The following is a 22,104-nucleotide window of genomic DNA, read 5'->3' as shown; positions in this document are numbered from 1 at the left end:
CGCCGCGACCCGGCAGCGGACCGGGAAATGCTTGTGCTGGAGGGATTGCTGGTGGGGTGCCCCGGTGCTAGCTTCGCCGAACCAGTTCGATGAAGCGATCCTTCCGGCAACAGTGAACCCGACCTGAAGCGCGGGGCCGCGATCCCCGCCACTCGCCAGGTCCCGAACCTCGTGTGGCTCGTATGAACGAACCGGTTCGACACCCGCCGTCTCGGATCTCTCACCGGAGACGGCACGTGGACGAGCGGCTGGCCGAGGTGGACCGACGGAACCTGTTACTCAAGGAATGAGGACGCAGTCCATGCCATCCGCTGACAGATCAGCGCGGCGCCGGGCCCCGGCTGCCATGGCGCTGGCCCTCGGCGCGGGCCTGCTGGCCGCACCAGCCGCCCCCGCACAGGCGGCCGGCGCGCCCCGTCCCGCCGCTCACTACACCTTCGACGAGAGCGACCTCGCCTCCGGAAGGATCGCCGACAGTTCCGGCAACGGCCTGACGGCGACCCTGGTGGACGGTTCCACCGCGCAGTCGGTCGCGGGCACGGACGGCGGCAAGGCACTGGCCCTGCCCGGCGGGGCACCCACCTCGAGCGGTGCGTACGTGCGCCTGCCCCGCGAAGTGCTGGACGGTGCGACCGGTTTGACGATCTCCGCCCGGGTGAAGTGGAGCGGTGACACGTCGTCCTGGCCGCCCATCTTCGACCTGGGCACCAACACCGCCAAGCACCTCTTCACCACCCCCCACGGCACCAGCGGGCGGCTGCAGACTTCCCTGACCACAGGGGGCACGGACGCGGAGACACAGGTCCGCGGCTACGCGATGCTTCCCGCGGACGAGTGGCGGACCGTTACCGTCACCCTCGACGCCTCAGCGGGCCGGGTCACCACCTACCTCGACGGCGTGGCGGTCTCCTCGGCCGAGACGACGGTGAGGGCCGGCGATCTGCTGGACGATTCCGCCACGGCCGCCGGTTACATCGGCAAGTCCTTCGCCCCGTACTCGCTGTTCAAGGGCGCGATCGACGACTTCACCGTGTGGCACGCGGCGCTCAGCGCCCATCAGGTGACCGGTACGGTCGGGAAGGTGCCCACGCTCCAGCGGCTCTCGCGGACTGGCTTCGACGTCCGTACGGCGACCGGGGCGGCCCCGACCCTCCCCGCGGTCGTCCGCTCCTCCTTCTCCGACGGCTACGACCGCGGCACGCCGATCGCCTGGGACGCCGTACGGCCCGAGAAGTACGCCCGGCCGGGCACGTTCACGGTCGCGGGAACGGCTGCCGGGCGCGCCGTGAAGGCGGCCGTCACGGTGGTCCGTGAGGGACAGCTCGATGTCGACCTCGGCTCGGACACCGGCACGTTCCACGGCGGAGCATCCGGCACCCTCTACGGCGTGTACGGACCGGACGTCCCCACCAACAACCTCATCGAGGGTATGGGCCTGCGCACCGTCTCCACAAAGGCGCAGGACGGCCCGCAGCACCCCGGTGCCGACGCGCTGGAGGTGGTCAGACCGCTGGCCGACTCCACCGGCGGCGACGTGTACGTCTACATGACCGACATCCACCGCGGCTTCCCCTACGAGTGGCCGGGCGACACCCCCGAGCGGAAGCTCGGGCTCTACAAGGAGAAGCTCGCCGACCAGGTCGACCAGGCGCTGAAACTGCCGAAGGAGTACCGGGACCACCTCGTCTTCGTGCCGTTCAACGAGCCGGAGGGAAACATGTTCGGCACCGGCGAGTGGAGCTACAACAAGGTCAGCTGGCTGAGCGACCCGGACGACTTCTTCGCCGCCTGGGACGACGTCTACAAGCTCATCAAGGGCAAGATGCCCGGTGCCCGCGTCGCCGGCCCCAACACCAGCGTCCTGTACGACCAGGTGAAGGGCTTCCTCACCCATACCCTGACCGCCGGCACCCTCCCCGACGTGGTCACCTGGCACGAACTCAGCCACCCCGAGGCGGTCCGCGAGAGCGTCACCAGGTACCGGACGTGGGAGAAGGAGCTGTTCCAGGACACCGACAAGGAGGGCACCCGGCTCCCGGTCAACATCAACGAGTACGCCTTCAACTACCACACCTCCGTCCCCGGCCAGATGATCCAGTGGGTGTCCGCGATCGAGGAGTCCAAGGTGGACGCCGACATCGCGTACTGGAACATCGACGGCAACCTCTCCGACTCCGCGGTACAGTCCAATCGGGGAAACGGTCAGTGGTGGCTGCTGCACTCGTACGCCTCGATGAGCGGACACACCGTGAGGGTGAGCCCGCCCTTCCCCGGCGAGAACTACACCATGCAGGGCGTCGCCACGCTGGATGAGGACAAGCGGCAGGCCCGGCTGCTCTTCGGCGGGTCCACCGGCGAGGGCCACATCGCCTTCGCGGGCGTCCCGAAGGGGGTCTTCGGGGACCGTGTGCACGCCTGGGTGCGGGAGATCGAGTGGAGCGGTCAGGTGGGCGATTCCTCCGGCCCGAAGCTCCTCGGCGAGCGGGACCTGAAGGTCGGTGACGACGGCACGGTCGTCGTCGATTTCGGTGACGGCGAGCTGCCGAAGCTGAAGGAGTCCTCGGCGTACGAGATCGTCCTCAGCCCGGCCGGGAAGGCGAAGGGCAGGCAGTCCCCGCCCGTGCGCTGGCAGGCGTCGTACGAGGCGGAGGACGCCGCTCACACCGGGTCCGGCTACTCCAGGAACGGCCCGGAGGGCTCGCCGCGCGACGTGTCGAAGTTCTACACCTCCGGCGGCTACGACGTCGGTGGCCTGCGCACCGGCTCGGACGTCACGCTCGATTTCACCGTGGACGTCCCCGAGGACGGCACTTACGACCTGAGCGTCTTCGCCAACTCCCTCAACACCTTCGACAAGGTGAGGGAACAGGGCCCCACCAACGTCTTCCTGCGCGTGGACGGCGAGGCGGACGGCGAGCGGGAACTGTACCTCCCGCTCGGCTACAAATGGGTGGTATGGGACCACGCCGACACCAAGGTACGTCTCACCAAGGGCAAGCACACCCTCACACTTGCCGCGAAGAGCGCCGACGGTACGCGCGCCACCAAGGGCGACGCCATCGTCGACCGCCTCACCCTCTCCCTCCCCGGAACTTCGGCCGCCACCCAGGTGTACGAGGGCGAGCTGGCCTGGACAGCCGGCGGGGCACAGCCCGTGTACAACGTGCCCAGGCAGGCCGAAACCCCTGCCACCGGCTCGGGGGCGGTCCGGCTCGCCAAGGATCAGACCGCCACCTTCTGGGTCTACTCGCCCGCCGACCGTGAGGCCACCCTCGGAGTCGACACCCTCGGCGGCGCGGACGCGCGGCTCTCCGTCAACGGGCACGAGGTCCTGCGCCTGGGCAAGGGCAACGGCAGCGTGGCCGTCTCCCTCTCGGGTGGCGTCAACAAGGTGACGGTGACCGGCGGTTCGTCCACCACTCTCGTCGACCGCCTTACCGTCACACCCGGCGCCGGCAGGCTGAAGGCGCGTACGTACGAGGCGCGGGACGCCAAGCTCGCGGGCTCGGCCACGCTGACCTCGCTGCCCCTGGCCACCGACGGCACAGCGATCACCGGCATAGGGGGCGATCCGGGCAACGGCAACACGGCGACGTTCACGGTCGCCGCGGACAAGGCCGGTCTGTACGCGCTGCGCATCCGTTACTCCAACCCCGAGCAGTCCGAAGCCACCCACTACAACCCGGACCCGCTCGCACGCCACGCCGACATCACCGTGGGCGGCGACGAGATGCGGCGCGTCAGCTTCCCCCACACCTTCCACCAGGACAACTTCTGGGAGCTGACCGTCCCCGTCCACCTCAGGAAGGGGCCGAACCCGATCACCTTCCGCTCCGGGGAACTGCCGAACTTCGACGGCACCACCTACGCCTCGGACACCTTCCCCGGGGTGCTGCTCCGCTCCCGCTATGCCCCGCTGATCGACCGGATCACCGTCGCGCCGTACGCGCGGGAGGCGCGTTGAGGTGATCAGCACAGGTGTAATCGGCCCGCGCGGTACGCGAGGTGGCTGCCTTTGTGGCGGCAGTGCGGCTCGGCTCTGGTGGCGGAAGATCCTCTCAACCGCCGGCACGGTGCCGGACTCAAGAGACACGATCCCCGGTACGCCGGGTACCTCGGCGTCCGCCGCGGCGCGGGCCGCACTGCCTGTGGGACGGTTCAGACGCCGGTGATGGTCCATTCGTTGTTGGTGCTGGAGTTCGGAGTCCACATCACCGTGGTCGAACCGGCCGTGGTGCTGCCACTGCCGTCAAGGGCGGTACCGGTGCCCCGATTGACGATCTGGTAGCGGTCACCGCCGACGCTGCTGAGCGACCACTGCTGGTTGTTGCCGCCGTTCCAGACCTCCTGGCGGGCGGGAGCGCCGTTGGCGGAGTTGCCCCAGCTGTCGGCGGCCATGCCGTTGGTGCGGTTCATGATGCGGTAGTAGCCGTTGCCGAGGTCGATCAGCTGCCACTGCAGGTTGGTGCTCCCGTCGTAGTTCCACTGCTTGAGGTTGGATCCGGAGGCGACGTCGCCCCCGCTGTCGAGCGCCAGTCCGCTGGTCACGTTGGCGATCTTCACCCAGGTCGTCGAGCCGCCCGGCGCGCCCAGGACGGGGATCTCACCGGAGAAGGTGAGCTTGACCGTGTACGCCAGGGCGCTGAACGGTGGGTTGGACGAGGGCATGGTGAGGTGCAGGCCGGAGGCGTCCTGCACCGGTGCGGGCAGGTCGATGTAGGCGCCGGCGGTGTTGTTCAGCAGTTTGGCGCCGGTCAGGCTGCTGAGGTTGATCTGGTTCGAGTTCAGTGTCGTGATGGTCATGGTGCCGCCCTGCCAGCCCAGCGCGGTGGCGTAGAGGACCTTGTTGTCCCGGCTGCGGGTGAACCGGACGTCCTGCGGTTTGCCGGCCACCGGTCCGCTGAACGAGCCGCCGCCCATCTTGGTGGGACCCTCGCCGTAACTGGTCCAGGAGCGGGTGGAGTAGACCGCCTCTCCGAAGCGGCCGAGCCAGTCGCCCATGGCGAGCAGGATGGACCGCTGCCCGGAGGGGATGGTGCCGTCGGACATCGGGGCGATGTTCAGCAGCATGCTGCCGCCCTTGCTGACCCGGTCGATCAGCGAGTGCAGCAGTGCCTGCGTCGAGTAGTAGCCGATGCCCTCCGTGTAGCACCAGCTGGAGGAGGAGATGCTGTCGTCGGTCAGCCAGTAGGGGGTGAGCAGCCCTGCCGGGCCGCCGCGCTCGAAGTCGAAGACCTCACCCTTGTTGTTGAGGCCGTCCTTGTAGGTCGCGACCACGTCCTTGTTCCACGAGACCGCCTGGTTGTAGTAGTGCGCGAGGAACTCGAGCCGGTAGGACTCCTGCACCAGGTTCAGGTCGAAGTCCTGCCAGACCAGATCCGGCTGGTAGCCGTCGATGATCTCGATCAGCTTGTCGTACCAGAGCTTGTTCTCCGCGGCCGAGCCCTGCTGGGCATAGAGGACGCGGAGTGTCGGGTCCGACTGGGACGGCACGTGGTCGTAGTAGCCGTTGAAGTGGTAGGCGTGGTGCAGCGAAGCCATGAACTTCAGCCCCTGCCCGCGGATGGCCTGCGCCTGCAGACCCACCAGGTCGAGTCTGGGACCGTGCTGGACCGAGTTCCATGGGTTGGAGCGGCTGTTCCACATGGAGAAGCCGTCGTGGTGCTCCGCGACCGGCCCGGCGAACCTGGCGCCCGCGGCCTTGAACAGCTGCGCCCAGGCGTCCGGATCCCACTTGCCGCCCTGGGAGACCGGTTTGGGGGCGAACTGCACGTAGTTGCCGGCCTTGTCGCGGGCACCGTCGATGAAGTTGTTGAACGGCCAGACCGAGGGGTCGCCGTAGGTGGCGATGTGGTGTCTGTTCTCGGCCGAGCCGCCGATGTACATGTTGCGCGGATACCACTCGTTCCCGAACGCGGGAACGCTGAAGACGCCCCAGTGGTAGTAGATGCCGAACTTGGCGTCCTGGAACCAGGCCGGGGCCGGGGGGTGCTGGTCCACGGAGGACCAGCTCGCGGTGTAGCTTCCCGGGCCGTCGGTCGCGGCGGCCTCGGGGGCGAACCGCAGCAGGCCGAAGGCCGTGGCCGCGCCGGCCGACGCCAGCAGTCGGCGCCGGCTGAGCGGCAGGGAGGAGGAAGACATGGGGGCCTCTCGGGGAATTGACGGAGCAGGTGCGGTAGCCGTTGATCGTCGGCCGGTCACCGGATCAGTCGCGTGTCCACTTCTGGTTGCCGCTGCCGTTGCAGGTCCACAGCTGCAGCAAGGTGCCGTTGGCCGTTCCCGCGCCGGTGGCATCCAGGCACAGGCCGGACTGGACACCGGTGATCGTGCCGTCGGCGTGGAGCGTCCACTTCTGGTTGCCGCCGCCGTCGCAGTCCCAGATGTCCACCTTGGTACCGGGGGTGGTGCCCTGGCCCGCGGCGTCCAGGCAGTCGCTGCCGTACACCCGCAGCTCACCGTCCGGGGTGTTCGTCCACTGCTGGTTGCTGCCGCCGTTGCAGTCCCACAGCTCCACCTGGGTGCCGTCCGTCTGCGACTGGTTCGGCACGTCCACGCAGCGCCCGGAGCCGACCCCGACGATCGCGCCGGTCGTGCCGCCGTTTCCGCCGCTGCCGGGGGTGATGGACAGGTTGTCGAACTGTGCCGTCTCGCTCTGGCTGGTCGCATAGCCGATCTGCCCGCCGGCCCAGGTGCGGTCGTTCACCGAACCGACCGTGGAACCGTCGATGACGGCTGTGATGGTGGTGCCCGAGAAGGTGAGGGCCAGCGTGTGCCAGCGGTTGGTGCCCAGCGCCGCGGCCGTGCCGCGGGCCAGGGTGGAGACGTTGCCGCCTGTGTTGGAGTTCAGGATCGACCAGGCCCCGGTGTCGCTCACCCGCAGGTGGTAGGCGTTGAGCCCGCCGGTGCTGCTGTAGTCCTGTGCGCCTGCACGGCCGATCAGCTCGGCGTATCCGGGCTGTTCGAGCATCACGTCGGACGAGACGGTGTAGTTGCTCCAGCCCACGTCACCGAGCAAGGCGTGCGGATCGGACAGCGCGTCCCAGGTGATCGGTTTCTGCGGGCTCATCTGGCGCACGCACTTGCCGCCGCGACCGCCGCCGCAGCCCACCTCCTCGAAGGCGCCCTGCCAGTCCATGAGGTACTTGGCCTCGGCGCCGGTGGCGTAGCTGTCGAAGGAGTCGCCGTACGGCAGACTCATCGTGCCCTGGGCAGGGCCGGTGGCGGTGCCCTTGCCCTGACCGGTCGTGGTGGTCACGGTGTAGACCCGACCGGGCTGCACGGTCAGGCTGAAACCGCTGCCGGACGGCGTGATGTCTGTGGCGTGCACGAGGTAGTCGGCCGGGTTGTTGGAGTTGACGTCGGTCGACCAGACATGGACGGTTCCGGTGGACAGCCCTCCGGCGACTTGGAAGTTCAGCGTCTGGGCGCCGCCGGCATCCATCGTCTCGATGACCGTGGAGTAGTCGGAGTTGTTCTTGGACTTCAGTGAGACGTAGCTGCCGTTGTTCCGGTTGCCGCCGATGTAGCCGCTGGAGGCGTCGAGGTATTTCCACCCCGGGCTGGTGAACTGGCTGGTCTGCGCCATCACCCAGGCGTTCTTGCCGATCCTGTAGTGCCCGGACCACGGCTGCGCGGCCAGGGCGAGCCCCATGGTGGGGTACGGCAGGTTGGGTGTGATCGCGGCGACCACCGGCCAGTTGAGATACGCGGTCATCCGGCCGTCGATGTATCCGCGGTTGATGCCGCGGGCCACGGCCGGGGCTCCCGCATTGTAGTCGTCCGAGCCGTTCTCGCTGGCCCACAGCGGCTTGCCGGACGATGTGGCGGCCGACGGCACCGAGCAGTTGGATTGGGACGACCGGTAGCCGCAGGGGTAGTGCGTGCCGATGATGTCCACCGCGGCGGCGAACGCGGGGTTGGAGTTGACGTCGTTCGCCACGGCCCAGTCGGAGTCCGCCGCAACGATCTTGGTGCTGCCGTAGCCGTTGCTGTTGAGCGCGCTGCGCAACTGCTCGTACCAGGAGACGTTGTAGCCTCGCTCGTTCCACCCGCCGAGGTAGTCGACGGTCAGCCCGTGCTGCTTGGCGCAGCCCAGCCACGAGAGCAGGTAGTTGATCATGTCGGTGGACCAGAAGTTCCCGCCGCCGATCCAGCCGGGCGCGCCCCAGGCGAGCCCGTACAGCTTGATGTCCGGGTTGCGCTCTTTGGCCTGCTCCATCAGCCACCATTCATAGCCCCGGTCGCAGTTCAGGTCGGACCGGGTGTGCTGGTGACTCGGCTCGGCCCCCGAGGTGGAGTTGGTGTCGCCGCCGATCTCCGCTTTGAGGATCTGAAGGGAGGCACCGTAGCCGGGCCGGAACAGGTAGTCGAGGACCTGGCCGCGCTCGGGCTCGGGATAGTCGATCAGAAGTCTGCTGTTGCCGCCCCCGCCGCTGATCGCGCCGACACCGTCGAAGGTGCGGCCGCCGGACGCGCCGTTGATCGTGATGGAGGTGGCTGCCTGGGCCGGCACGGCAGCCGTGCCGACGAGGCCGCCGGCGGCCAGGACGATGCCGGTGAGCACGGCCGTCGAGGCGCGCAGACGCCGGAACAGCCGTCTGAATGCTGGCACGGTGGGTCCTACCTTTCAGATGTGGGTCTGATCTGGTCATTCGTAAGATCGGAGGGCCCAGGGGTTCTGGGTATGGCTGGCATGGTGGAGACCGTTCGATGGCTCAAGGAACTTGGCCGCCCGGAGCCCCGCGACGACTCGACCGCCAATTGGGAGATGCGACTTTGATCGCTGCTGTAGGACAACGTCGGCGAGGTCGTCTGTGGGATCGATATACGACGAGCTGGCGGAGGGGAACGTGCCCGAGATCTGGGCCGGAGTGGACATCGGCAAGACGCATCACCATGCGGTGGTGATCAACGCGGAGGGCAAGCGTCTGCTGTCCCGCCGAGTCCAGAACGACGAGGCCGAGCTCCTCGCTCTGATCGGCGACGTCCTGGAGATATCGCGGGATGTGCTGTGGGCGGTGGACCTCAACCATGGTGGTGCCGCGCTGCTGATCGGCCTGCTGATCAGCCATGGCCAGCCGGTCGCCTACCTCACCGGCCTGGCGGTCCACCGTGCTTCTGCCACCTACCGCGGCGAGGGCAAGACGGACGCGAAGGACGCCTTCGTCATCGCCGACCAGGCTCGCGTTCGCCGTGACCTCGGCCTGCTGAGGCCCGGCGACGAGATCGCCGTCGACCTGCGCACCCTGACTACCCGTCGGCTGGACGCAGTCTTCGACCGCACTCGCCAGATCAACCGCCTGCGTGCCCAACTCCTGGAAATCTTCCCTGCCTTGGAGCGGTCCTTGGAGCTGACGAACCACGGTCCGGTGGTGCTGCTGACCGGCTTCCAGACCCCGGCGGCGATCCGTCGTGCGGGCGTGAACCGGATCGAGACGTGGCTGAAGAACCACAAGGTCCGAGGTGCCGCCGCACTGGCGAAGACGGCGGTGGAGGCCGCCCGGGCTCAGCACACCGCGCTCCCTGGCGAGAAGCTGGCCGCCGCCATGGTGGTCCGCCTCGCGAACGGGGTGATGGACCTCGATGAGGAGATCGCCGAGCTCGACGCCCTGATCGAGGCTCGGTTTCGCGAGCATCCGCACGCCGAGGTGATCCGTAGCCTGCCCGGCATGGGGACCAAGCTCGCCGCAGAGTTCATCGCCGCGACCGGCGGAGACATGGACGCCTTCGCCAGCTCCGACCGCCTGGCCGGCTTCGCCGGCCTGGCCCCCAGGCCCCGCGACTCCGGCCGCGTCAGCGGCAACATGCGCAGACCCCGGCGCTATCACCGCGGGCTGCTGAGAACTATGTACCTGTCCGCGATGGTCAGCCTTCGATGCTGCCCCGCCTCCAAGGCGTACTACGACCGGAAGCGGAACGAGGGCAAGGGGCACAAGCAGGCGCTGCTGGCCCTCGCACGCCGACGCCTCAACGTTCTGTGGGCGATGATCCGTGACGGAGAGTGCTTTCATGCTTCACCTCCCGTCACGGGAGCAGCTTGACAACACGATTGGGAAGTTCCTTTCGCAGGTCGGAGGCGTCCCCTGGCCGCCGGGTCCGCCATGGGGCGCGGTGACTGTGCTGTGCTCGTGCTGCTCGTGGTGGGCCGTGGCTCCACGGTTGCCGGAGGTCGCTCGCGGGTCGGCGTCCCTTCAGCCGCGGTCAGCGGAGGTGGTGGTAGCCGTCCGGGAAGCCGCCGCCCGACGAGGCGGGTGTCAGATAGACGGCGAACGCGTCGTGCGAGCCCTGGAACGTGAACGGCACGGTGATCGAGCCGCCCGAAGCGCTCACGTTCTGGTCGTACACGATCTGCGGGGCACCGAGCGGTGCCTGGTCGGGGATGCGGTGCACGGTGACGTGCACGCCGCCGTCGTCCGCGAGCCAGGGCAGGGACGCCAGCCCGTTGAAGGTCACGGACGCGGCGCCGGTGTATCCGTTCGAGTCGCCGATGACCGCCACCGCTCGCTTGGCGGAGGAGTCCACGGAGGCCGAGATCGCCATCGAACCGACCTGGCCGGACGTGTCCACGAGGGTGCCGGTCATATCGGCGTAGTCCCGAAGCGCCCACCAGTTGCCGGTCGGCTGCCAGCTGCCCCCGCTCTGGGTCAGGACTCCGGTCAGGTTGGGGGTGACGCAGCACACCCAGTTGCCGCGCATCGCGTTGGTGTACCCGGACTGCGCCAACCGGGCGAGGTACCAGGCCGTCACCCCGGCGGTCTGCCGGTCGGCCGGCTGATACTCGTTGGAGGACAGCGGCAGCGGGCCGATGCCCGCCGCGGTCAGGGCGCCATTCAGGGCCCGCGCGACGGTGACCGGGTCGTCGACATCGCCCTCGTTGTGGTTGGCGATCATGTCCGGCACCGTCCCGGCCGCCTTCACGTGCGCGAGCCAGGTTCGCCATTCACCCGGGTTGCGCTCCGGGGTGAACGCGAGTGACGGGCCGACGATCCGCGCTCCGGGGGCGATGCGCCGGATCTCCCGGTAAGCGGTGTCCCACATCTGGAAGTACTGCGCGCTGTTGACACCCCGGGTCCAGAAGGCGGAGATGTCGGGCTCGTTCCAGATGTCGTAGGAGAACGTGAGCCCCGAAGCCTGTAGCGCTCCCACGGTGGAATCGATGAAGCCGACCCAGTTGGAGCAGTCGCCGTTGTCGCACGGATACCTCGTGTTCGACGGCTGGCCGCCGTTCGCGCCATAGATGTCGCTGACGAGCACCTGGTACTGCGCGTGGTAGGGCGGCCGGGTGAGCCGTTTCGCCTGCGCGATGATCGAGTCGATGTCGGCCCGGGTGGCCGAGCCGTACTGGTAGCCGTCCCTGATCCAGCCGCCGGAGAACCATCCGCCGCCGCGGAAGGCGTTGATCCCCAGCGGCTGGATGAACTGGTCCGCCGGCCGGCTGCCGTCTTCGCTGAAGCCGTAGAGGAATCCTTCCCCCACGCCGGTCGACGGTCCGCGGGCCGACGCCAGGTTCACGTTCAGCGACGTGGCCGAGGCGGCCTGGCTCGTGTCCGTCGCCGACAGCGGCAGCACGAGTGCCAGGACGATGCCGGCCACCAGTGCCAGACGGCCGGGTCTCGCTCTCGTCCTCATCCGATCCTCCTGCGGTGGGGCGCCGCTGCGTTGCGGGCGCGCGTGCTGGACGGGGGGCCGCCTCCCGCGCGTGCGGGGTGCGGCGCTCCTGGAGAGCATCCGCCGCCGAGGGATCCAGCGACGGTCACGGGCTGCGCGGCCGCTGCGGGGAGAGGGGCACGCATGGCGGCGGGGCAGTTTCGTGGCCGTTCTCCGGACGTGCCGGGGGACCGCCACCTCTCGCGCGGATGTGATGAAAGGAGCTCAGCGGTAGCCGGCCGCCGTCACGTTGGCCTGTACCGCGTTGTCGGTCGCATCGGAGGGGTAGCCGGCGACGATCGCTCCTTCGTAGAAGGTGCCGGCGCTCAGGTTGGCCCCGCCGCCGGGCTTGCAGCAGTCGCCGCCACTTCCCAGGACGATGGCTCCTTGTTTCTTCATGGGGCTGTAACCGCTGGGAAGCCCGCCGTTCCACAAGGTGGTCAGGCCACCGGATTGCGCGTTGCCGCCCTTGAGGGCGAACCTCGACGTCCCGTTGTTCTTGAGCATCGCGGTGACGAACTTGCTGGGGAAAGCCCGCTGGTTGGGGTTCCAGGACTGGCTGCCTCCGGAGTACAGGCCCCATTCGAGATCGGCCTGCACCCAGGGACCGCCTCCCGAGCAGCCGCCGAACCAGCACTCGGTGCCGAAGTTGATCGCGTCCATCGCCCCGGCGGCGTCGGCCTTCCTGTCCGTCTCACTGTTGCCGTAGTCGAAGCAGCAGCCGCTGTTGACGTGGGTGCCGCTGGTCACCATGTACGCCCCTTCGGGTGCGGCACCGGTCGGCACGCCCGTCAGGTGGCCGTCCCGCCAGTAGCTGTTCCCGGGGTTGATGTACAGCGAGTACGCCTTGGTGCCCCCGGCGGTCAGCGACTCGGAGGCCGCCTTCGCGGGGCTGCTCTGACTCGAGCCCGGGACCTGGGCCGATCCCTGGTACCACAGGTCGTTGCCGTGGCCGGACTGGTCGTAGACCGCCGTGATCACGCACGAGGTACCCGCGCAGAACGAGTCCTGCGCCGCCGCGTCGGCGAAGCCGCCGGGCGCCAGCATGCCGATGTCCCTGGTCGCGTTGTCCGAGGAGCGCCTGACCTGGTAGAGGGCGCCGCTGTACGAACCGTAGAGCGCCCGCACCGTGCTGTGCGCGGCCACGCACGGCGTACCGCCCGCGGAGTAGATGTCGCACGGGCCGGACCCGCCGGACCCGGGCGGAAGTGTCGGTGTGCTCCACTTCTGGTTGCTTTGGCCATTGCAGGTCCACAGGATGACCGCGGTGCCGTTGCTGGTGCCCGCCCCGTTGACGTCCAGGCATAAGCCGGACTGGGCACCGGTGATGGACCCGTCGGAGTTCTGCCGCCACACCTGGGTCGGCCGCCCGTCGCACGACCAAATGACCACCGGGGTTCCCGGAGCCGTCTGGCCGTCGCGGGCGTCCACGCACCGGGTGCCGCTCATCGTCCTCAGCTCACCCGCCGACGTGAACTCGAACGCCTGATTCGCCTGGTCGTCGCAGTCCCAGATGTCCAACGCCGTTCCCGGCGTGCCGGAGTTGCCTTTGACATCCAGACACCGCCCCGACGCCGAGCTCACCAGGGGGGCCGTCACCGCCGGCGCCGATGCCGACCATGTCGGCGCGGTCGCCAGCAACATGGTCAGCAGTGCCATCACGCATACGGCGGCGGCCGCCGGTAAGCGTGGTCGACGAGCCGCCGCCAGTGCGTTCGGGCGAGGGGACGATCCGGATGAGGTCATGGGGTGACCCTCCCTTGGGGTAAGGGCACCCGAAAGCATCCACAGAGAACTCTCAGACATCCCATGTCCCATAGTGATTCCACCGGTCCTTCGCAGTGTCAATAGGCATGTCTGCCTCAATCGGAACCGGATCCATCCCATGTTTCCTTTGCGCTGGTCAGCCCGCCGTGGCTCGTTCCGGTCCCTGGAACGAGCCACGGAGATCAGCGCAGCGTGTTGGTGCTCTGCGTCGGCTGGAGCGGGCGGTCGGACGCCGACTTTGATGGCTATCCGGCGGGTATGACCCGATACGTTTGGTCACCGGAGAAGTGCTTCTTTCCTCGCAACCAGCAGGACTCTCGACAAGTCCCGTCGTTGGAGGTCGGAAGCACTTCTCGCGTTCGTGGTCAGGCTTCGGACGGCCCGCCCGGTGAAAGCGTGAGGTCAGCGCTGCAGGGTAAGGACACCCGGCCGCCAGGGCAGTTGGTCGTAGGGGCCGCCCGCGGAGGGGGACTTGCCCTGGTAGAGGAACTGCAGGTTGCAGGGGTCGATGGTCATGGTCTGGTCGGGGTTGTTGCGGACCAGGTCGCCGTGGCTGATGTCGTTGGTCCAGGTGGCACCGCTGTTGGCCTTGCCCGCGAAGGGGTTGCTTTCGCTGCTGGCCTGCGGGGTCCACGAACCGCTCAGGCTGGAGGCGGTGAACGAGCGGAAGTAGCGTCCCTTCGCGCCCATCGCCTCAACGATCATGAGGTACTGGTTCTGGTCCTGAAGCTTGTAGACCTGTACCCCCTCGAACAGGTTGTTCGTCGAGTCGCTCATGACCGTCGTGTACGAGGAGCCGAAGTTGCCCGGGAAGTTCCCGAGCGGCATGCTCGCTCGGTAGATCTTGCCGTTGTCACCGGCGAAGAACAGGTACATGTTCTGGCCGTCACCGATCAGGGTCTGGTCGATCGGGCCGGTGTTGGAGCCCGAGATGCTACCGGTGAACAGCGGCTGCGGCGAGGACCAGCCGTTGGGGTTGGTGGGGTCGCTCGACGTGCGGTAGATGAAGGGCCACGCACCCCACTGGTACGCCAGCACCCAGATGTTCTTCGGTGCGAAGTAGAACAGCGTGGGCGCCACCGCGGCCTGGCCCATCCCGGTCTGGCCGGCCGACGCCATGTCCGTCCAGTTCGTGAAGGGACTGAACCTCATCGAGCCGTAAGACGATCCCGATACGTTCGACGCGTAGACCAGGTGCTTGCCGTTGTACACCACATTGGTGAAGTCCTTCAGCGAGACCCAGCCGTTCGCCGGCTGCGCCAACACACCCGTCGAACTCCACCGGTACGTCGACGGAAGAGAACACGCGCTGGTGGCCGCCTGAGCCGGGTTGGCGACGAGCGTCGCCGCCAACGAGGCCAGGGCCGCGGCCGAGGCGCCGAGCATCACAGACAGACGTTTGCGATTGAGACTTCCTTGGCGCATGAGGACCTCTTGATTCTTGAGTAGGCGGTTCCGGCCGGCCCCGTCAGGGGCTGTCCGGACGGGTTCGTCGTGGTGCAAGCTCGCCGCACGGTGAACCTCACGTACACCGGCGGAGGTGGTGCCCTGGATGCGGCCGGTGGCTGTCGCCGTCGCGCGACGACGGGGGAAGGGCTGAAGGAGCCATGACATATACAAAGCGGCGTGCTCCTTGCGACTCGGCCGTTCCGGTGGGCGTGGCCCGGAAGTGTCCTGCTGTGCGAGTGGAGCGGATGCGCTCTGTTCGTGATACCGAACAAGGGTCGAAGTATCGAGCAATCTGGATGGTAGGGGACCGGTGAGCGGCGTCAATACCTCTCACAGGATTCGTGGGCAACGCCGGAATGTCGCGCAGGGCTACATGGATGAACCGCCGCAGGTCAGGCCGATCGAATGGCCGGGCTGGGCGTCCTGATCCTGGGCGCGAACGGTCAACTGACGCCCGTACTGGGCGGATCGGGTGCACTGCGGGGTGTTGTTCGACCGGACCGGGCCGATGATGCGCCAGACCACCTCTTCGGCTGTCCGTCCGCAGGTGTCTTGGCCCTCCGGCGCCTGCGGCGCGGGTCGGTCAGCGCCTCGGCCGGCCCCTCCGGGTTCACCACACCCATGCGGACGAGCCGGGACTCGGGCCCGCCCATCAGTTCATGGAAGACGCCCGCGTCCCCCAGGGTGCGGTGCTTTCCCCCTTTGGCAGGCCTTGACGTCCGGTGGACACGGCCGCGCCGAGCCCTCGTCAGGGCACCTCCGGCCCGCGGTACTCGCTCATCGCGTCGATGAGCCAGCGCGCCAGATGGTCGGCGAACGAGGATCGCGGGAGGAGCCGATACGTCCGCGCGTCGTCGAGCTGCCAGAGCAGCACCGGGACGGGTCCCACCGCGGTCGACACGGCCCGGCCGGGGCCGAAGGCCCGGGGGTGCAGGTCCAGTCGGCAGCCCTTCTCCAGCACCTGGCGGGCGGCCGGGCCGCTCAGCTCCAGCGTGGTGCGGTTCGCCGAGACATCCACGACCGAGCCCGGGTCTCCCGCGAGTGCCTGCCGCAACTCGGCGGTGTCGACGGGTTCTTCGGACAGCACGAGCCACTCGTCGGGGCCGAGCCAGACAACCGTGTGAGGGCCGGACGCGGCTGTGTGGCCGCACTCTCGCGGGAGTGGTGCCCCCAGTGTCTTCTCCACCCGGTCGGCCGCTTCGGAAGCGGGGTCGAGGCGCAGGTTCACCATGGAGATGAACGGCCGCTCGGCCAGCGTGACGCCGCGGGCGCCGGTGACGGCGGCCGCGTGCATCCGGTCCGCCAGATGTGCCAGTGGGCTGGTGCGCAGCGCCACCGGGCTCGTGTCGGTCGGCTCAGCCATCTCGTTTGGTCCCTTCGGGGTCGTAGAGCACGGGTTCGGTGACCTGGACGGGGACGAGGTCGTCGCCGACGGGGGCGAGGAGCGTGTCCCCGACGCGGTCCCGGCCGGCGGCGACCAGGGCGAGGGCGAACGGACGGCCCAGCGCCTGGCTGTGGTAGCTGGAGGTGACATGGCCGAGCATCGGCACCGGCCCGGCGTCGGGGGTGACGGGCACGTTCGGCGCGATGAGCTGGGTGCCCTCGGGCAGCCGGGTGCTGCGATCGATCGGCAGCAGGCCGACCAGGTGTTTGCGGTCGGGGCGGGAGGTGTCGGGGCGGGAGTACGAGCGCTTGCCGATGAAGTCCTTCTGTTTGGAGATCGCCCAGGACATGCCCGCGTCCTGCGGAGTGACGGTGCCGTCGGTGTCCTGGCCGACGATGATGTAGCCCTTCTCGGCCCGCAGGACGTGCATGGTCTCGGTGCCGTACGGGGTGATGTCGTACGGTCGGCCCACCGCGTACACCTCCTCCCAGACCGCCAGGCCGTACCACGCCGAGACGTTGATCTCGTAGGCCAGTTCGCCGGAGAAGGAGATCCGGCAGATGCGGGCCGGGATACCGGAGGCCAGGGTGGTCTCGCGGAAGGCCATGAAGGGGAAGGCCTCGTTCGACAAGTCGACGTCGGGGGCGAGATGGGCGACCACCTCGCGCGACTGCGGGCCGACGACGGCGATCGTCGCCCACTGCTCGGTCACCGAGGTGCAGTGGACGTCGAGCTCGGGCCACTCGGTCTGCAGCCACTCCTCCAGCCAGTCCAGGACCCCGGCGGCGCCGCCGGTCGTGGTGGTCATGAAGTAGCGGTTCTCCTCGAGGCGCAGCGTGACGCCGTCGTCGAAGATCATGCCGTCCGGCTTGCACATCACGCCGTAGCGGGCCATTCCGGGCCTCAGCTTCTTGAAGCCGTTCGTGTAGACGCGGCCCAGGAACTCCCCGGCGTCCCGGCCCCAGATCTCGATCTTGCCGAGGGTGGAGGCATCCATGAAGGCCACCCCCTCACGGGCGGCGCGGCACTCGCGGGCCACGGCCGAGTCCATGTCCTCGCCGGGCCGGGGGTAGTACCAGGGGCGCTTCCACTGACCGACGTCCTCGAACACGGCCCCCTGGGCGACATGCCAGCTGTGAATGGACGTCATGCGCTCCGGGTCGAACAGCTCACCGCGCTCCCGCCCGGCGAGGGCGGCGAAGGCCACCGGCGTGTACGGCGCCCGGTAGGCCGTGGTGCCGATCTCTCCGGGTGACGCGCCCGCGCCGAGGACTTCGGCAATGACACCGATCGCGTTGACGCCGGAGGTCTTGCCCTGGTCGTTCGCCGTGCCGAGCGAGGTGTAGCGCTTGACGTGTTCGACACCGCGCATGCCCGAGCCGGTGGACCGCCGGACGTCGGCGACGGTGGCATCGCGTTGCAGGTCGACGAAGTGGGTGTCCCAGCCGCCGGGCTCGCCCTCGGGGGCGGGCACCAGCCACAGCGCGCGGATCGGGCCGCCTCCGGGCCGGGCCTCGTCCGGCGACGGCAGGGGGACCGGGAACCCGGCGTCCGTCGCGGCCCGCGCACCGGCCCGCGCCCCCTCGGCCAGACAGCCGTCGAGGTCGTACGTCCCCCGGGCCGCGCCGACGACCCGCTGGTCCCGTACGGTGCCGTCGGGCACGAACGCGACCAGGTCCTCTTCCCAGCGCAGCTTGCCCTGGCGCTGGCTGTGCAGGTGCACCACCGGGCTCCACCCGCCCGACACGGCGAGCAGGTCGCAGTCGAACGACACCGGTCGGCCGGTGAGTCGTCCCTCCTCGTCGAGGGCCTGGACGGTGACGCCGGTGAGCCGGCCGCCGCCCGCGGTGCCGACCACCGCACTGCCCGTCAGCACCCGTGCCCCGGTCGCCGTGGCGACCTCGGCGGCCCGGCGGGACAGCTCGGGACGGGCGTCCACGACGGCGGCGATGTCGATCCCGGCGGCGTGGAGATCGGCGACCGTGTCATAGGCGCTGTCGTTGGTCGTGCTCACCACGGCCCGCGAGCCGGGAGCCACGGCGTACCGGTTGACGTACGAGCGCACGGCCGCGGCGAGCATCACCCCGGGCCGGTCGTTCCCGGCGAAGACCAGCGGACGTTCGTGGGCGCCGGTCGCCAGGACCACCTGGCGGGCCCGGATGTGCCACAGCCGCTGGCGCGAGACGCCCTCGGAGGGGTCGGGCGCGTCGGCTCCGAGGTGATCGGTGCGCCGCTGCACGGCCAGCACGTAGTTGTCGTCGTAGGCTCCGAACGCCGTGGTGCGGCACAGGACGACGGCCTCCGGGGCGGCGTCGAGCGCCGCGCGGACCTCGGCGACCCATTCGAGGGCGGTCTGCGCGCCGACCCTCTCGGCGCGCCCGGACAGCAGCGAACCACCGGGCTCGGGCTGGTCATCGAGGAGGATCACCCGGGCGCCGGAGCCGGCGGCAGCGGCGGCGGCCGCGAGCCCGGCCGGTCCGGCGCCGATGACCAGGACGTCGGTGTGGACGTACTTCTTGTCGTACACGGCGGGATCGGGAGTGCGGTCGAGCCGCCCCATCCCCGAAAGCGTCGTGGCGGACAGCCCGTCGTACAGCTCCACGGTCGTCGCCGGAAGCATGCCCTCCGAGCATGAACCGCCGAGCTGCACCAGGGCGTTGGGCTCCTCGACGCCCGCGGCGACGATGCCCCGCGGGCGGCCGCGGTAGATCGACGGGGCGACCTCGACGACCCCGTTCGCCAGCATCGCCGAGGCCACGGTGTCGCCCGGGTGCCCGGTCAGCTCCCGTCCGTCGACGGTGAACCGCAGTACGGTGCCGCGCTCGATACGGCCCCCCTGCCGGAGCCGACAGTGCTGGTCGGGCCGGCGGGGCTGGTCGGTCATCGGTTTCCTCCGGCCTGTGGCAGTTCGGGGCGGGGCGCGTCGAGCCGGTAGGAGGCCAGCACCTCGTAGCTGACGGTGTCGCGCAGGACGTTGAACCAGCGGCGGCAGCCGGTGCTGTGCGTCCACCGCTCGGCGAAGAGGCCCTTGGGGTTGTCCCGGTAGAAGACGTACGCGGCCCACTGCTCGTCGTCGAGGTCGGCGGGGCGCTCGGGGTAGGGGACATGGGCCTGTCCCCCGTAGTGGTACTCGGCCTCGTCGCGAGGACCGCACCATGGGCAGGTGATCAGCAGCACGGTGTCCTTCTCTCAGCGGGCTCTCGGCGGGCTCTCAGTGGGGGCTCGGCCGGTTGTCAGTGGGCCACGGCCGCGGCGCCGTGTTCGTCGATCAACGCGCCCGTCGCGAAGCGTTCGAGGGCGAAGGGGGCGTTCAGCGGATGCGGCCGGCCCGTGGCGATGGTGTGCGCGAAGGTCCAGCCGGCGGCCGGGGTGGCCTTGAACCCGCCGGTGCCCCAGCCGCAGTTGACGTAGAGGTTCTCGACGGGGGTGGTGCCGATGACGGGGGAGGCGTCCGGGGTGACGTCGACGATGCCGCCCCAGGTCCGCAGCACATGCGCGCGGGCGAAGACGGGGAACAGCTCGACGGCGGCGGCCATCTGCTGCTCGATGACGTGGAAGGAGCCGCGCTGCCCGTAGCCGTTGTACGAGTCGACGCCCGCGCCCAGCACGAGTTCGCCCTTGTGCGCCTGGGAGACGTAGACGTGCACATGGTTCGACATGACCACGGTCGGGTGGACCGGCTCGTGCAGTTCGGAGACCAGCGCCTGGAGCGGATGGGACTGCACCGGCAGCCGGAAACCGGCCAGCTCGGCCAGCACACTGCTGTGCCCGGCGGCCGCGAGCCCGACCCGGCCGGCGCGGATGCGGCCACGGCTGGTCTCGACGCCCACCACCCGGTCGCCGTCCTTGAGGAAGCCGGTGACCTCGCACCCCTGGATCAGGTCCACACCCATGGCGTCGGCCCGGCGTGCCAGCGCCCAGGCGACGTGGTCGTGCTTGGCGATACCGGCCCGCGGCTGGAACGTGGCGCCGAGGACCGGATAGCGGGTGCGGGGCGAGACGTTGAGGATGGGGCAGACCTCGGCGACCTCGTCCGGCGCCAGCCACTGGGCGTCCACGCCGTTGAGGCGGTTGGCGCCCACCCGGCGCACGCCCTCGCGGACGTCTTGCGGGGTGTGTGCGAGGTTGAGGACGCCGCGCTGGCTGAACAGGAAGTCGTAGTCCAGCTCCTCGGGCAGCCCCTCCCACAGCTTGAGCGCGTGCTCGTAGATCGCCGCGCTCTCGTCCCACAGGTAGTTGGAGCGGATGATCGTGGTGTTGCGCGCCATGTTGCCGCCCGCCAGCCAGCCCTTCTCCAGGACGGCGACGTTGGTGATGCCGTGGTTCTGGGCCAGGTAGTAGGCGGTGGCCAGGCCGTGGCCGCCCGCGCCGACGATGACGACGTCGTACGAGGAGCGCGGCTCGGGGTTGCGCCAGAGGAAGTCCGGGTGCTCCGGCAGCGGCTGGGCGGTCATGCCGCGTCTCCGTTCAGGCGGGGGTAGAGGGGGAAGGCGGAGGCGAGCTTCTCGACCCGGTCGCGCAGCAGGCCCGCGCGCTCGTCGTCGAGCCGCTCGTTCATCAGGGCCTGGGCGATGATGTCGGCGACCTCCCGGAACTCGGCGTCGCCGAAGCCGCGGGTGGCCAGGGCCGGAGTGCCGATCCGCAGCCCCGAGGAGACCATCGGCGGGCGGGGGTCGAACGGCACCGCGTTGCGGTTGACCGTGATGCCGATGCGGTGCAGCCGGTCCTCGGCCTGCTGCCCGTCGAGCGTGGAATTGCGCAGGTCGACGAGGACCAGATGGACCTCGGTGCCGCCGGTCAGCACCGTGATCCCGGCCTCGGCCACATCGTCGGCCAGCAGCCGCCCGGCGAGGATGCGGGCGCCGTCCAGGGTGCGCCGCTGGCGCTCCTTGAACTCCTCGCCCGCCGCCACCTTGAAGGCCACCGCCTTCGCCGCGATGACATGCTCCAGCGGGCCGCCCTGCTGACCCGGGAAGACCGCCGAGTTGATCTTCTTGGCCAGGTGGGCACGGCTGAGGATCACCCCGCCGCGCGGGCCGCCGAGGGTCTTGTGCGTGGTGGTCGTCACGACGTCGGCGTACGGCACCGGGCTGGGGTGGAGGCCCGCGGCCACCAGCCCGGCGAAGTGCGCCATGTCCACCATCAGGTACGCGCCGACCTCGTCGGCGATCCGGCGGAACGCGGCGAAGTCCAGCCGGCGGGGGTAGGCCGACCAGCCCGCGACGATCATCTTGGGCCGGTGTGCGAGCGCGAGCCGCTCGACCTCGTTCATGTCGATGCGCAGATCGGACTCGTCCACGTGGTACGGCACGACGTTGTAGAGCTTGCCGGAGAAGTTGATCTTCATGCCGTGGGTCAGATGGCCGCCGTGCGCGAGGTCCAGGCCGAGGATGGTGTCGCCGGGGGAGAGCAGGGCGAACATCGCGGCCGCGTTGGCCTGGGCGCCCGAGTGCGGCTGGACGTTGGCGGCCTCGGCGCCGAAGAGCTCCTTGACCCGGTCGATGGCGATCTGCTCGACCACGTCGACGTGCTCACAGCCGCCGTAGTAGCGGCGGCCGGGGTAGCCCTCGGCGTACTTGTTGGTCAGGACCGAGCCCTGGGCCTCCATGACCGCCGACGGAGCGAAGTTCTCGGAGGCGATCATCTCCAGGGTGGACTGCTGGCGGCGCAGCTCGGCCTCCACCGCGGCGGCGACGTCCGGGTCGAGTTCGCTGAGCGGGAGGGTGAGTGGGGAGGCGAATGTGCTGGTCGACGGAGTGATTGCCATCTGTGCACCATCCTGAGAGCCAACTAATGGGCAACTGATATATCAGCCTCTGCGGTAAGGTATGAGAGCTCGCGAGACAGGTCAAGGGGGC

General features: G+C 69.3%; 12 protein-coding genes and 1 pseudogene. 3 read left to right on the top strand and 10 right to left on the bottom strand.

The genetic code is table 11. The features are described from left to right. Positions 1-301 precede the first annotated feature (301 nt). A complete protein-coding gene (locus ACMTAK_RS04170) occupies positions 302-3,964 on the top strand; it encodes a LamG-like jellyroll fold domain-containing protein (RefSeq protein ID WP_413804865.1) in 3,663 nt (1,220 codons plus the stop codon). Between the two features lie 194 nt (positions 3,965-4,158). Here ACMTAK_RS04170 and ACMTAK_RS04165 read toward each other — a convergent pair whose 3' ends face one another. Both ACMTAK_RS04165 and ACMTAK_RS04160 read right to left on the bottom strand, forming a co-directional pair. Then, a complete protein-coding gene (locus ACMTAK_RS04165; RefSeq protein WP_413804864.1) occupies positions 4,159-6,141 on the bottom strand; it encodes an alpha-L-fucosidase in 1,983 nt (660 codons plus the stop codon). A gap of 64 nt (positions 6,142-6,205) precedes the next feature. After that, positions 6,206-8,611 carry a ricin-type beta-trefoil lectin domain protein gene (locus ACMTAK_RS04160; protein ID WP_413804863.1) on the bottom strand — a complete coding sequence of 802 codons (2,406 nt, stop codon included), beginning with the start codon at positions 8,609-8,611 and terminating at the stop codon, positions 6,206-6,208. A gap of 238 nt (positions 8,612-8,849) precedes the next feature. On the opposite strand from ACMTAK_RS04160, the gene ACMTAK_RS04155 reads away from it, so the two are divergent. Next, on the top strand, positions 8,850-10,040 hold the full coding sequence (locus ACMTAK_RS04155; RefSeq protein WP_413812792.1) for an IS110 family RNA-guided transposase: 1,191 nt from the start codon (positions 8,850-8,852) through the stop codon (positions 10,038-10,040). A 160-nt stretch (positions 10,041-10,200) separates the two neighbouring features. Here ACMTAK_RS04155 and ACMTAK_RS04150 read toward each other — a convergent pair whose 3' ends face one another. Together ACMTAK_RS04150 and ACMTAK_RS04145 are read right to left on the bottom strand one after the other, a co-directional pair. Next, positions 10,201-11,628: a hypothetical protein gene (locus tag ACMTAK_RS04150; RefSeq protein ID WP_413804862.1), complete on the bottom strand. Its 1,428-nt coding sequence runs from the start codon at positions 11,626-11,628 to the stop codon at positions 10,201-10,203. A 243-nt stretch (positions 11,629-11,871) separates the two neighbouring features. Next, positions 11,872-13,245 carry an arabinofuranosidase catalytic domain-containing protein gene (locus tag ACMTAK_RS04145; RefSeq protein ID WP_413812791.1) on the bottom strand — a complete coding sequence of 458 codons (1,374 nt, stop codon included), beginning with the start codon at positions 13,243-13,245 and terminating at the stop codon, positions 11,872-11,874. Between ACMTAK_RS04145 and ACMTAK_RS04140 the strand changes: the two genes are divergently transcribed. Further along, complete coding sequence (locus ACMTAK_RS04140) at positions 13,160-13,399, top strand: hypothetical protein (RefSeq protein WP_413813274.1); 240 nt, start codon at positions 13,160-13,162, stop codon at positions 13,397-13,399. The two genes, ACMTAK_RS04145 and ACMTAK_RS04140, sit on opposite strands and share 86 nt — an antisense overlap. A 416-nt stretch (positions 13,400-13,815) precedes the next feature. Here ACMTAK_RS04140 and ACMTAK_RS04135 read toward each other — a convergent pair. The 6 genes and pseudogenes from ACMTAK_RS04135 to glyA form a co-directional block, all read right to left on the bottom strand. After that, positions 13,816-14,718: pseudogene (locus ACMTAK_RS04135) on the bottom strand (non-reducing end alpha-L-arabinofuranosidase family hydrolase); the annotation flags it as partial. 892 nt (positions 14,719-15,610) lie between these two features. Beyond that, positions 15,611-16,225, bottom strand: a complete 615-nt coding sequence (locus tag ACMTAK_RS04130) for a sarcosine oxidase subunit gamma (protein WP_413804861.1) — start codon at positions 16,223-16,225, stop codon at positions 15,611-15,613. Then, complete coding sequence (locus tag ACMTAK_RS04125) at positions 16,218-19,130, bottom strand: sarcosine oxidase subunit alpha family protein (RefSeq protein ID WP_413804860.1); 2,913 nt, start codon at positions 19,128-19,130, stop codon at positions 16,218-16,220. The genes ACMTAK_RS04130 and ACMTAK_RS04125 overlap by 8 nt, the downstream gene beginning before the upstream one ends. Then, positions 19,127-19,423: a sarcosine oxidase subunit delta gene (locus ACMTAK_RS04120; RefSeq protein ID WP_413804859.1), complete on the bottom strand. Its 297-nt coding sequence runs from the start codon at positions 19,421-19,423 to the stop codon at positions 19,127-19,129. Before ACMTAK_RS04120 ends, ACMTAK_RS04125 begins: the two co-directional genes overlap by 4 nt. A gap of 56 nt (positions 19,424-19,479) precedes the next feature. Beyond that, on the bottom strand, positions 19,480-20,700 hold the full coding sequence (locus ACMTAK_RS04115) for a sarcosine oxidase subunit beta family protein (RefSeq protein WP_413804858.1): 1,221 nt from the start codon (positions 20,698-20,700) through the stop codon (positions 19,480-19,482). Continuing rightward, positions 20,697-22,013: a serine hydroxymethyltransferase gene (glyA, locus tag ACMTAK_RS04110; RefSeq protein WP_413804857.1), complete on the bottom strand. Its 1,317-nt coding sequence runs from the start codon at positions 22,011-22,013 to the stop codon at positions 20,697-20,699. Before glyA ends, ACMTAK_RS04115 begins: the two co-directional genes overlap by 4 nt. Positions 22,014-22,104 lie beyond the last annotated feature (91 nt).

This window comes from Streptomyces lacaronensis, assembly GCF_047337785.1.
GTDB classification, from domain to species: Bacteria; Actinomycetota; Actinomycetes; order Streptomycetales; family Streptomycetaceae; genus Streptomyces; species Streptomyces lycopersici.
The sequence above is the reverse complement of the archived record's forward strand: the minus strand, read 5'-3'. Positions and strand labels throughout refer to the sequence as shown.